This is a genomic window from Mycobacterium sp., from assembly GCF_050701515.1.
GTDB lineage: Bacteria > Actinomycetota > Actinomycetes > Mycobacteriales > Mycobacteriaceae > Mycobacterium.
Window position 1 is genome coordinate 1 of the sequence record NZ_JBOGDB010000042.1, and the last position, 11,809, is coordinate 11,809.

The window sequence follows — 11,809 nt, forward strand, 5'->3', positions numbered from 1 at the left end:
GATCCCGCCGACTTGTGGTCGGCGCCCGAGGAGAAGCCGCGGCCCGCACCTGTGAGCACGATCACCCGCGCGGAGTTGTCGTAGGTCAACTCTTCGAGGACCTTCTTCAGCGGAACCATGACGTCGAACGCCATGGAGTTCATCCGCTCCGGGCGGTTCAGCGTCACCAGCGCGACGTTGGGTCGCGGGCGGTCTACGAGGACGAAGCTGTTCTGGTCAGTCACGACCTTGCACGCTATCGCGTGCGCCGTTTTCAGCTCTTTTCGCCGTTGGATTGCGCGGCGATCGCGGCGTCGATGTCGAACGCCTTGACCTGCTGCACCAGGTCCTCCAGCGCGGCCGGCGGCAGCGCCCCGGCCTGGTTGAACACCAGTTTGCCCTTCTTGAACGCCATCAATGTCGGGATGGACCGGATCTCGGCGGCAGCGGCGAGCGCCTCCTCGGCCTCGGTGTCGACCTTGGCATGAAGCACGTCGAGGTGCTCCTCCGAGGAGGCCGCGAAGGTCGGCGCGAACGCGCGACACGGTCCGCACCAGGACGCCCAGAAGTCCACGAGCACGATCTCGTTGCCATTGATGATGTCGTTGAACTGCTCGGCAGTGATGTCTTGGGTAGCCACGTCTGTCCTAACGTCGAGGTTTGGGTGTGTGTTCCCACTATCTGGTCACTTGAAATCTCTGAACGCGTCGAGCAGGCGTTTGCGGAACGCGGGGTCCAGCTCATCGTCGCGGATCCTGCCCATTGTGCGCACAGTTACGCGAAACTGTTCGAGATAATTCCGGCAGCCATCGCAGTACTCCAAATGCGCATCGAACAACGAATGCTTATCTGCGTCCAGCGCGCACTCGAGATAAGCCGTCACCAGTTCAACCAACTCTTTGCAGGTCATCTGCTTTTCACTCATGGGCCAACCCCCAGGTAGGACTCCAACACAAGTCGAACCGCCGCCCGGCCTCGGTGCAGGAGTACCCGCTGATTGGCGACGCTAATGTCAAGCAGCTCACACACCTCGCTCGAGTCGAATCCGAGCATGTCGCGCAATGTGACGACAACTCGCTGTTTCTCGGGCAGCCGGTCCAGTTCCGCGCGGGCGACCGCGGTCAGCTCAGCGGCCAGCACGGAATCCTCGGGAGTTTCGGGAAACGCCCTCGGATACTCCTTCCAATCCTTCCAGTCTCCCGGCCACTGCTCGTCCTGACCACGGAATAGCCGCGGGTCGACGGTGCCTCCGGTGAACGCGGCAATGGCGGTGTCCGCATCTCGGCGCTCCCTGATACCCCGCGCCTTGGCGATATTGATCATGACCGCGAACAGCCAGGTGCGCAAAGACGATCGACCCTCGAACTTGTCGATCCCCTTGAGCAGGGCGATCCAGGTCTCCTGCACCACTTCTTCGGCGATCTCGTGGCTGGGCACGTAACCGCGCGCCACCCGCAGCATGGATGGCGTGTGCTGGTCGACGAGTTCGGCGAACACGGTTTCATCGCCATCGCGCAGCGAGGCGATGAGCGTTGTTTCGTCCACGGTTCCGATCATCGTGGGTTGAGTGTGCGGCAGCAGCCGAACCGTTACACCCCGCTTCACACCCCGTTTCGGAATGGCCTATCGACACTCGTCGTCGTCGGACTCGTCGTCGTCGGACTCGTCGGGAATCAGGTAGCGCTCGGGGTGATGGTAGTTGTTCACGCGGGCTTGCCCGGTGTCCAGATTCGGGGGTGGTATCCATTCGGTTCGGCCGTCTTTGCGTTTTCGGGTCCGCCAGCCGCCGGGTTTGACGCGGCGATTGTCAATGCCGCAGGCCAGGCTCTCGTCGTCGATGTTGGTTTGTCCGCCGTGGGCCCAGTCGGCATTTCGGTGGTGGGCCTCGCTGTGATACGCCGGTGCGGTACAACCCGGGAAGGTGCAGCCGCGGTCCCTGGCGTACAACACAATCCGTTGCGCCGCCGAGGCCAATCGACGGCTACGACCCAGATACAGTGCGCACTCCGTGTGGTCGTCGAACACCGACAGGTAGTGGTGCGCCGCGGCGGCTTGGCGAATCACCTCCGACATCGGCAAAGGGCTGCCGCCGCCGGTGACCGCATGCCCGCGCACGGACTCCAACTCGGCCAACGTGGTGGAGATGACCATCGTCACCGGCAGCCCCTTGTGGCTGCCCAACTGGCCCGACGCCAGCAACGCCCGGCACAGCGCTTTGAGCGCGTCGTGGTTGCGCTGCCCCGTCGAACGGGCATCGCCGTGCACCGATTCGGCCGAGGGGTTGTCGTCCACACACGGGTCCTCGTCATCGGGGTTGCACATGCCCGTCGGGCTGCTGTTTGTCGATGGTCAGGTAGCGCCGCCGCGCCCGGTCGGCGTCGGAGAGCTGGCCGTCCTGGTCGAGCAGGATCGCCAGCCGGTCGGCGGCCTGACGCAACTCCTCGGGCTTGAGCCCGCAGGCGATCTCGGCCAGCTGGGCCTCGGCGGCCTCGCGGGTCTCGTAGTCGACGAAGCCGGGCAGCTGGTCGAAGAACCGCCGAATGATCTTCACGTGCTCGGCCCCGATCTCCCCGCGCCGCTGCGCGGCCGCCGTGTGCGACAGCACTGGCTCCAACGGCTCACCCGTCAACCCTGAACGCGGCCCGAGATCCTGTGCCTCGTGGATGCGTCGATGCGCCTCGGCCTTCGAGATCCGCGACAACGTCGCCAACGCAGCAGCCAGGGTCGGCTCCCCCAGCTCGTCGGTCGGCACCTGCGCCAACCCCGCGATCAACCGATGGCCCATCGCGGCCAGCCGGCGCACGAACGTCTCCCACTCATACGTCGCCGCCAGCCGCTCAGCGGTCGACAACGCATCCAACGGCTCACCCACCAGGCTTCGGTTCCCTTAAGGTGGTGGCGTGGCCACCCTGGAAGATCTCGAAGCGCGGGTAGCGGCGCTCGAAGCGTCACAGGCCGACTATCGCGCCGTGCTGACGGCAGTCAATGCACTGGGTGCCAATCAGCGTGAACATTCGCTGCGACTGACCGCGGTTGAAACTGAGCTAGCGGACTTCCACCAAGAAAGCCGCGGTAGGTTCCGTTCGGTCGATGAGCAACTCATCGAGATCAAGGACTTGATCGTCGGTCGCCGAAATGGTCCGTCCTAGACGGTGAAACCGAGGGCGCGCAACTGTTCTCGGCCGTCCTCGGTGATCTTGTCCGGGCCCCACGGCGGGTTCCACACCCAGTTGATCTTGATCTCGTTGACCAGCCCGGCACCCACCAGCGCCGTGCGCGACTGATCCTCGATGACGTCGGTCAACGGGCAGGCCGCGGACGTCAGCGTCATGTCGATCAGCGCGACGGTGCCGCTCTCGCCCTTCTCCACGTCGAGGCCGTAGACCAGGCCGAGGTCCACCACGTTGATGCCCAGCTCCGGGTCGACGACGTCGCGCATCGCCTCCTCGAGGTCGGCGAGAAACTCGTCATTAGGCACTGCGGTGTCGCTCATCTGGCGTCTCCTCACTGGCTTGCGCCACTGCGTCTTTGAAGGCCATCCAGCCCAGCAGCGCACACTTAATCCGCGCCGGATACTTGGCCACCCCGGCGAAGGCAATGCCATCGCCGAGCACGTCTTCATCGCCCTCAACGTTGCCTCGGGACGAAATCATCTCGGTGAACGCCGCGACGGTCTTCAGGGCGTCGCCCACGCTCTGGCCGATCACCTGATCGGTCAGCACCGAGGTGGCGGCCTGACTGATCGAGCAACCTACCGCATCATACGAAACGTCGAAGACACGTTCGCCGCCATCGCTCAGCGCGACTCGAACCCTAACCTCGTCTCCGCATAGCGGGTTAACGTGATACGCCTCGGCCCCGAACGGCTCGCGTAGCCCTCGATGATGAGGGTGTTTGTAGTGATCGAGGATCACTTCTTGGTAGATCTGCTCCAGCCGCACCTGCAGACTCACTCCCTGCCGAAGAAGCCGACGGCGCGGCGCACGCCTGCTACCAGCCGATCCACCTCGTCGAGGGTGTTGTAGACCGCGAACGACGCCCGCGCGGTAGCGGCGATGCCGAAGCGGCGGTGCAGCGGCAACGCACAGTGATGCCCGACCCGCACCGCGACGCCGTCGTCGTCCAGAACCTGCCCAACATCGTGGGCGTGCACGCCGTCGACGACGAACGCGACGGGCGAGCCGCGGTGCTCCAGCGACATCGGCCCGATGATCCGCACCCCGTCGATGCCGGCCAGCCCGTCCAGCGCGGCCGTGACCAGTTCGGCTTCGTGCGCCTCGACGGCCTCCATGCCGATGGCCTGCAGATACCGGGCGGCGGTTGCCAGCCCGACGACCTGTGACGTCATCGGGGTGCCGGCCTCGAAGCGCTGCGGCGGTGGCGCGTAGGTGGTGGCCTCCATCGTCACGGTTTCGATCATCGAGCCGCCGGTGATGAATGGCGGCATCGCGTTCATCAGCTCGCGCCGGCCGTACAGCACACCAATGCCGTTGGGCCCCAGCATCTTATGGCCAGAGAACGCGGCATAGTCGATGCCGAGGGCATGGAAGTCCACCGGCTGATGCGGAACCGACTGGCAGGCATCGAGCACCGTCAACGCCCCGACCGCCTCCGCCCGCCTCACCAGGTCCGTCACCGGCGCCAACGCGCCGGTGACATTCGAATGGTGGCTGAATGTCACGACTTTCACGCGCTCATCGAGCTGCAGCGAGTCGAGGTCGATGCGGCCGTCGTCGGTCACCGAGTACCAGCGCAGCGTCGCGCCGGTACGCCGGGCCAACTCCTGCCACGGGATCAGGTTGGCGTGATGTTCGAGTTCGGTGGTGACGATCACATCGCCGGGGCCGACGGCGCCCGCGAAGCGATCGTCGCCCAGCACATACGCCACCAGGTTGATCGCCTCGGTGGCGTTCTTGGTGAACACCAGCTCGCCGGCGTCGGCACCGACGAACGTCGCGATGCCGGCGCGACCCTGCTCGTAGGCGTCGGTGGACTCCTCCATCAGCTGGTGCGCGCCGCGATGCACGGCACCGTAGGAGGTGGTGAGAAAATCGCGTTCGGCGTCGAGCACCTGCACCGGCCGCTGCGAAGTGGCGCCGGAATCCAAGTAGGCCAACCGGTTTCCGCCGCGCATCACCCGGGTCAGGATCGGAAAGTCCGCCCTGATCTTGGTGAGATCCAACGTCTGCGGCGATTTCGAAACCGAAATGGTCATGTCAAGCTCCGACCACCTGGGTGAAGCGCTCGTATCCGTTGGCGTCTAGCTCATCGGCCAGCTCGGGGCCGCCCGACTCGACGATGCGGCCACCGATGAAGACGTGTACGAACTGCGGCTGGATGTGGCGCAGGATCCGGGTGTAGTGGGTGATCAGCAGGATGCCGCCGTGCACCTCTTCGGCGTAGCGGTTGACACCGTCGCTGACCACCCGCAGCGCGTCGACGTCGAGCCCGGAGTCGGTCTCGTCGAGAACCGCGATCTTGGGCTTGAGCAGGGCCAGCTGCAGGATCTCGTGGCGCTTCTTCTCGCCGCCGGAGAAGCCTTCGTTGACGCTGCGCTCGGAGAACGCCGGGTCGATGTCGAGTTCGTCCATCGCGGACTTGACCTCTTTGACCCAGTGCCGCAGCTTGGGCGCCTCACCGCGGACGGAGGTGACGGCGGAGCGCAGGAAGTTCGACATCGACACCCCGGGCACCTCGACCGGATACTGCATGGCCAGGAACAGACCGGCGCGGGCGCGTTCGTCGGCGCTCATCTCCAGCACGTCCTGGCCGTCCAGCGTGATCGAGCCGGACGTCACCCGGTACTTCGGATGACCGGCGATCGCATAGGACAGCGTGGACTTGCCGGATCCGTTGGGCCCCATGAGCGCATGGGTCTCCCCCGACTTCACCGTGAGGTCGACGCCCTTGAGGATCGGGATCTCGTCGGCGGCCTCGGATGGGGCGACGCTGACGTGCAGGTCCTTGATATCCAGTGTGGTCATGAGGTGGCTATTCTCGATTCCGTTATCGCTAGTTCGTGTTCGATGGCATCGGTGAGGCGTTCACGTACGGCGGACACGGCGATCTTCTGGATCAGCTCGCCGAAGAAGCCGCGCACGATGAGGCGCCGGGCCTGGTCTTCCGGGATTCCGCGGGTCTGCAGGTAGAACACCTGCTCGTCGTCGAATCGTCCGGTGGCGCTTGCGTGTCCGGCCCCGATGATCTCGCCGGTCTCGATTTCCAGATTAGGCATCGAGTCGGCGCGGGCGCCGTCGGTGAGCACCAGGTTGCGGTTGGTTTCGAAGGTGTCGGTCCCGACGGCCTCCGCCCGGATCAGCACGTCGCCGACCCAGACGGTGTGCGCATCGGGCCGCGACGAATCCGGATCCCCTTGCAGCGCACCCTTGTAGGTCACGTGCGAACGACAGTTCGGCTGCGCATGGTCGATCAGCAGCCGCGACTCGAAGTGCTGTCCGTCGTCGGCGAAGTACAGGCCGAGCAGTTCGGCGTCCCCACCGGGGGCATCGAACCGCGCGCGGGCGGTCAGTCGCACCAGGTCGCCGCCGAGGGTGACCGCGACGTGTCGCAGCACGGCGTCCTTGCCGAGCACCGCGTGGTGGCTGCTGACGTTGACGACATCGTCGGCCCAGTCGGCGATCGAGACGACGGTCAGCCGGGCCGCGTCGTCGACGACGAATTCGATGTTGTCGGCGTAGATTCCGCTGCCCCGCTGGTCGATGACCACGACGGCCTCACCGAGTTCGCCCACCCGCACCTGAAGATGGCCGTACGCGGTCGCGCCCTCTCCGGGTCCGGTCACGTCGATCTCGATCGGCTCGTCGCACGTCACATCCTTTGGGATCGTGACGATTGTCGCGTTGTTGAACGACGAGAACGCCTGGGCGGCAACACGGTCGGCGGGCACACCGGCCTGCCCGAGCCGCTCGTCACCGCGGCGCACCGTTTCGGCGGTGACACCGGGGCACTCGGAGACCTCGATGCGGGCGCTGCCGGTCGCGGGTGCGGAGCCGTCGTGCAGGCCGCGCAGCCGGCGCAGCGGAGTGAAGCGCCAGATCTCGTCGCGGCCGTGCGGCACCTCGAAGGCGTCGACGTCGAATGACGTGAACTGCTCGCCCTTGTTGATCCCTTCGACCGCAGTGGTGAGGTCCTGAGCCACCTAGCCCACCGCGCCTTCCATCTGCAGCTCGATCAGACGGTTCAGCTCCAGGGCGTACTCCATCGGCAATTCCTTGGCGATCGGCTCGACGAAGCCGCGCACCACCATCGCCATCGCCTCGTCCTCGGTCATGCCGCGGCTCATCAGGTAGAACAGCTGGTCCTCGCTGACCTTGGAAACGGTGGCCTCGTGACCCATCGTGACGTCGTCCTCGCGGATGTCGACGTACGGGTAGGTGTCGGACCGGCTGATGGTATCGACCAGCAGCGCATCGCATTTCACGCTGGAGCGCGAGCCGTGCGCGCCCTTGTTGACCTGAACCAGGCCACGGTAGGACGCGCGCCCGCCGGCACGGGCCACCGACTTGGAGACGATGTTCGACGACGTGTTGGGCGCCAGGTGCAGCATCTTCGCGCCGGTGTCCTGATGCTGGCCCTCGCCGGCGAACGCCACCGACAGCACCTCGCCCTTGGCGTGCTCGCCGGTCATCCACACGGCCGGATACTTCATCGTGACCTTCGACCCGATGTTGCCGTCGATCCACTCCATGGTGGCGCCGGCCTCGGCGCGGGCCCGCTTGGTGACCAGGTTGTAGACGTTGTTCGACCAGTTCTGAATCGTCGTGTAACGGCAACGGCCACCGGGCTTTACGATGATCTCCACGACCGCCGAGTGCAGCGAATCGCTCTTGTAGATCGGCGCGGTACAGCCCTCGACGTAGTGCACGTAGGCGCCCTCGTCAACGATGATCAGCGTCCGCTCGAACTGGCCCATGTTCTCGGTGTTGATCCGGAAGTAGGCCTGCAGCGGGATGTCCACGTGCACGCCCGGCGGCACGTAGATGAACGAACCGCCCGACCACACCGCGGTATTCAGCGCGGAGAACTTGTTGTCCCCGGCCGGGATCACCGTGCCGAAGTACTGCTTGAAGACGTCCTCGTGTTCCCTCAGGCCGGTGTCGGTATCGAGGAAGAGGACGCCTTGGGCCTCCAGGTCCTCGCGGATCTGGTGGTAAACAACCTCGCTTTCGTACTGAGCCGCTACGCCGGCAACCAATCGCTGCTTTTCAGCCTCGGGAATTCCGAGTTTGTCGTACGTATTCCTGATGTCCTCGGGCAAATCCTCCCAGGACGCGGCCTGCTTCTCGGTCGAGCGCACGAAGTACTTGATGTTCTCGAAGTCGATGCCCTCGAGATTGGACCCCCAGTTCGGCATCGGCTTCTTGTTGAAGGTCCGCAGCGCGCGCAGCCGGCTTTCCAGCATCCACTCCGGCTCGTTCTTCTTGCCCGAGATGTCGCGCACCACCGCCTCGGACAGCCCGCGCTGTGCGCTGGCGCCCGCGACGTCGGAATCCACCCAGCCATAGCCGTACCGGCTCAGCGAGGCGATGGCCTCGGCCTGGGTGAGCGGCTCGCCGGTCTTGTGGACCGTGGTATCCGGCATGGCGGTCATGTAGACACTCCTTGTTGGGTCTTGGTGGCTTCGGCGCGGGCTGTGCGACGAAGTTCTGCTTGCTTGTCTGTGCTTTTGTCGGTGAGCGGCACGTGCGTGGTGCAGGCGCAGTCTCCGTTGACGATCGTGGCCAACCGCTGTACATGGGTACCCAGCACCTCGGCGAAGGCGTCCCGCTCGGTTTCGCACAGTTCCGGGAATTCCTCCGCGACGTGCGACACCGGGCAGTGGTGCTGGCAGAGCTGCACTCCGTGGATCGGCCCGCTCACCGGGGTAGTCGTTGCGGCGTAACCGGCCTCGGTCAGCGCGGCGGCCACTTTATCGACGGTGGATTCAACGTCGTCAACATCGTCGGGGCCCTCGGTTACTCCCGAGAGGATGCTGTCAATGCGGCGCCGCGCGAACGTTCGGACGGCGTCGTCGCCGCCGATCTCGCGGAGCTGACGCATGGCCGCGACGGCCAGATCGTCGTAGGTGTGCCCCAGCTTGGCCCGTCCGGCAGCGGTCAGGCGATACCGGCGGGCGGGTCGGCCACGGCCAGTGTGCTGCCAGGACGCCGCCGCACTGGACTGCGCGTCGCCGGCCTCCAGCAGGGCGTCCAGGTGTCTGCGCACGCCAGCGGCGGAGATGCCGAGCCGCTCACCGATCTCACCGGCGGTGATCGGTCCGGCCTCCAGCAGCAGCTGGACAATCGCGCCACGCGTGTGGCGGTCGCTGCCAGATGTCGCCGATACAGCGGCTCCGGCCTCCGGACGGAATTTCACAACACCATTGTGACGGAATTCCGAAACCGGGTCTAGCAAGGCTACCCTTAGCGTGACGAACGCCTCACCAGTGCCAGCTACGCTGCTGTGATGGCTTTCCGCCTGCGGTCCCTGTCCACCTCGATAGCCGGCTGGCATGGCGACGAGCGGACCGTCGGCACCCCGTTGAACGACGCCGAGCTCATCGCGTTGCGACGAACCCGCCTGTTCGGGGCCACCGGCACCGTGCTGATGGCCATCGGGGCGCTCGGCGCAGGAGCCCGGCCGGTGGTGCAGGATCCGACGTTCGGAGTGCGGCTGCTCAACCTGCCGTCACGCATCCAGACCGTCTCGCTGACCATGACCACGACCGGCGCGGTGATGATGGCGCTGGCCTGGCTGATGCTGGGCCGGTTCACGCTCGGCAGCAGGCGGATGACGCGCAGCCAACTGGACCGCACGCTGCTGCTGTGGGCGCTACCGCTGCTGGTCGCACCGCCGATGTACAGCAAGGACGTCTACTCCTATCTCGCGCAGAGTCAGATCTCGCGGCTGGGACTGGATCCGTATCGCGTCGGCCCCGCACCCGGCCTGGGCCTCGACCATGTCTTCACGCTGTCGGTGCCGAGCCTGTGGCGTGAGACGCCGGCGCCCTACGGTCCATTGTTCCTGTGGATCGGCCGTGGCATCTCGGCGCTGACCGGCGAGAACATCGTCGCCGCCACGCTGTGCCACCGGCTGATCGTGCTTGCCGGGGTGGGCCTCATCGTGTGGGCGACACCGCGGCTGGCCCGCCGGTGCGGAGTCGCCGAGGTGAGCGCGCTGTGGCTGGGTCCGGCCAACCCGCTGCTGTTCATGCACCTGGTCGCGGGCATTCACAACGAGGCGCTGATGCTGGGCCTGATGCTGGCGGGCACCGAGTTCGCGCTACGCGGTGTCGATGGCATCGGAGCGGCCAAGCCGCTGCTGCCCAGGCCGTTTTCCTGGCCGGGCGGACGCGACGAGTGGGCTCGCTGGCGGCCGATGGCGATGCTGGTCCTGGGCACGGTGCTGATCACGATGTCCTCACAGATCAAGCTGCCGTCGCTGCTGGCGCTCGGCTTCGTGGCGATGGCGCTGGCACGCCGGTGGGGCGGCACGTTCAAGGCATTCCTGGTGGCCGGCGGATCGCTGACGGCGCTGTCACTGGCGGTGATGGCGGCCATCGGGTGGGCCAGCGGCCTGGGCTTCGGCTGGATCTTCACGCTCGGGACCGCCAACGTGGTGCGCAGCTGGATGTCGCCGCCGACACTGCTGGCGCTGGGCACCGGCCAGGTCGGCATCCTGCTGGGGCTGGGCGATCACACCACCGCGGTGCTGGCGTTGACCCGTGGCATCGGCGTGTTCATCATCGCGGTGCTGGTGACCTGGTTGTTGATTTCGGTGCTGCGCGGCCGGCTGCATCCGGTGGGTGGACTCGGCGTCGCGCTGGCCGCCACCGTGCTGCTGTTCCCGGTGGTGCAGCCCTGGTATCTGCTGTGGGCGATCATCCCGCTGGCGGCGTGGGCGACCCGGCCGGGGTTCCGCGGCGCGACGATCGCGATCACGCTGGTGGTCGGCATCTTCGGGCCGACCGCCAACGGCGACCGGTTCGCCTTGTTCCAGATCGTGCTCGCGACCGCGGCCAGCACGGTCATCGTGCTGGCGCTCATCGCGCTCACCTACTACCGGCTGCCGTGGCGGCGGCTACCGGACGCCGATGCGGCACTGATCCCGGCGCCCGTCGCGGCCGAACCGCCGCCACCACAGCCGCGGACCGCGAAGCCCGACGCCTACGCTGAATCCCCGTGACCTCCGGCTCCGGCGTCGTCCCCGTGCGCTTGCAAGGGGTCAGCAAGCGCTACGGGTCGACGACGGCCGTCGCCAATCTCGACCTCGAGGTGGCGCCCGCGGAGGTGCTCGCGCTGCTGGGACCGAACGGCGCGGGCAAGACGACGACGGTGGAGATGTGCGAGGGTTTCATCCGGGCCGACGCGGGCACCATCGAAATCCTCGGGCTGGATCCGGTCACCGATAACGCGCGGGTGCGTGAACGCATCGGGGTGATGCTGCAGGGCGGCGGCGGATATCCGGCGGCACAAGCGGGCGAGATGCTCAATCTCGTTGCGGCGTACGCCGCCAACCCGTTGGACCCGGGATGGCTGATGGACACGCTAGGCCTGACCGAGACGGCGAGGACGACCTACCGACGGCTATCCGGCGGACAGCAGCAGCGGCTGGCGCTGGCATGCGCGGTGGTCGCCCGCCCGGAACTGGTGTTCCTCGACGAACCGACCGCGGGCATGGACGCGCATGCGCGGATTGTGGTGTGGGAGTTGATCGATGCGCTGCGCCGCGACGGCGTCACGGTGGTGCTGACCACTCACCAGCTGACCGAGGCCGAGGAGCTGGCCGACCGCCTGGTGATCATCGATCACGGGGTGCCGGTGGCCACCGG

14 protein-coding genes and 1 pseudogene are annotated in these 11,809 nt (G+C 66.3%); 3 read left to right on the forward strand and 12 right to left on the reverse strand.

From position 1 onward, the window contains the following. From ACRDU5_RS03295 to ACRDU5_RS03315, 5 genes and pseudogenes are all read right to left on the reverse strand, one after another. Nucleotides 1-224: enoyl-CoA hydratase/isomerase family protein (locus tag ACRDU5_RS03295; protein ID WP_526612793.1), on the reverse strand; the 224-nt coding region annotated here is incomplete at its 3' end. Nucleotides 225-253: 29 nt separating this feature from the next. Then, on the reverse strand, nucleotides 254-619 hold the full coding sequence (gene trxA, locus ACRDU5_RS03300; RefSeq protein ID WP_526612795.1) for a thioredoxin: 366 nt from the start codon (nucleotides 617-619) through the stop codon (nucleotides 254-256). Nucleotides 620-664: 45 nt separating this feature from the next. Further along, nucleotides 665-904: an anti-sigma factor family protein gene (locus ACRDU5_RS03305; protein ID WP_526612796.1), complete on the reverse strand. Its 240-nt coding sequence runs from the start codon at nucleotides 902-904 to the stop codon at nucleotides 665-667. After that, entirely contained in the window at nucleotides 901-1,524 is a 624-nt protein-coding gene (locus ACRDU5_RS03310; protein WP_526612797.1) for an RNA polymerase sigma factor, read from the reverse strand. The genes ACRDU5_RS03305 and ACRDU5_RS03310 overlap by 4 nt, the downstream gene beginning before the upstream one ends. A 78-nt stretch (nucleotides 1,525-1,602) precedes the next feature. Then, nucleotides 1,603-2,764: pseudogene (locus ACRDU5_RS03315) on the reverse strand (HNH endonuclease signature motif containing protein). Between the two features lie 115 nt (nucleotides 2,765-2,879). Between ACRDU5_RS03315 and ACRDU5_RS03320 the strand changes: the two are divergent. Then, nucleotides 2,880-3,128: a hypothetical protein gene (locus ACRDU5_RS03320; protein WP_526612799.1), complete on the forward strand. Its 249-nt coding sequence runs from the start codon at nucleotides 2,880-2,882 to the stop codon at nucleotides 3,126-3,128. Here ACRDU5_RS03320 and ACRDU5_RS03325 read toward each other — a convergent pair. From ACRDU5_RS03325 to ACRDU5_RS03355, 7 genes are read right to left on the reverse strand one after another with little or no spacing between them, the layout of a single operon-like run. Continuing rightward, the gene (locus tag ACRDU5_RS03325) at nucleotides 3,125-3,472 is read right to left on the reverse strand and encodes a metal-sulfur cluster assembly factor (RefSeq protein ID WP_526612800.1); all 348 of its coding nucleotides are present in this window, start codon (nucleotides 3,470-3,472) and stop codon (nucleotides 3,125-3,127) included. The two genes, ACRDU5_RS03320 and ACRDU5_RS03325, sit on opposite strands and share 4 nt — an antisense overlap. After that, nucleotides 3,450-3,926, reverse strand: a complete 477-nt coding sequence (sufU, locus tag ACRDU5_RS03330) for a Fe-S cluster assembly sulfur transfer protein SufU (protein ID WP_526612812.1) — start codon at nucleotides 3,924-3,926, stop codon at nucleotides 3,450-3,452. Before sufU ends, ACRDU5_RS03325 begins: the two co-directional genes overlap by 23 nt. A gap of 2 nt (nucleotides 3,927-3,928) precedes the next feature. After that, entirely contained in the window at nucleotides 3,929-5,194 is a 1,266-nt protein-coding gene (locus ACRDU5_RS03335; protein ID WP_526612802.1) for a cysteine desulfurase, read from the reverse strand. Between the two features lies 1 nt (nucleotide 5,195). Further along, complete coding sequence (gene sufC, locus ACRDU5_RS03340; RefSeq protein ID WP_526612803.1) at nucleotides 5,196-5,963, reverse strand: Fe-S cluster assembly ATPase SufC; 768 nt, start codon at nucleotides 5,961-5,963, stop codon at nucleotides 5,196-5,198. Further along, nucleotides 5,960-7,138 carry a Fe-S cluster assembly protein SufD gene (sufD, locus tag ACRDU5_RS03345; protein ID WP_526612805.1) on the reverse strand — a complete coding sequence of 393 codons (1,179 nt, stop codon included), beginning with the start codon at nucleotides 7,136-7,138 and terminating at the stop codon, nucleotides 5,960-5,962. Before sufD ends, sufC begins: the two co-directional genes overlap by 4 nt. After that, the gene (sufB, locus tag ACRDU5_RS03350; RefSeq protein WP_526612806.1) at nucleotides 7,139-8,590 is read right to left on the reverse strand and encodes a Fe-S cluster assembly protein SufB; all 1,452 of its coding nucleotides are present in this window, start codon (nucleotides 8,588-8,590) and stop codon (nucleotides 7,139-7,141) included. Next, entirely contained in the window at nucleotides 8,587-9,354 is a 768-nt protein-coding gene (locus ACRDU5_RS03355; protein ID WP_526612808.1) for a helix-turn-helix transcriptional regulator, read from the reverse strand. Before ACRDU5_RS03355 ends, sufB begins: the two co-directional genes overlap by 4 nt. 90 nt (nucleotides 9,355-9,444) lie before the next feature. On the opposite strand from ACRDU5_RS03355, the gene mptB reads away from it, so the two are divergent. After that, nucleotides 9,445-11,163, forward strand: a complete 1,719-nt coding sequence (gene mptB / locus ACRDU5_RS03360) for a polyprenol phosphomannose-dependent alpha 1,6 mannosyltransferase MptB (RefSeq protein ID WP_526612809.1) — start codon at nucleotides 9,445-9,447, stop codon at nucleotides 11,161-11,163. Next, a partial coding sequence (locus ACRDU5_RS03365; protein WP_526612811.1) for an ABC transporter ATP-binding protein occupies nucleotides 11,160-11,809 on the forward strand: 650 nt, incomplete at its 3' end. The genes mptB and ACRDU5_RS03365, both read left to right, overlap by 4 nt.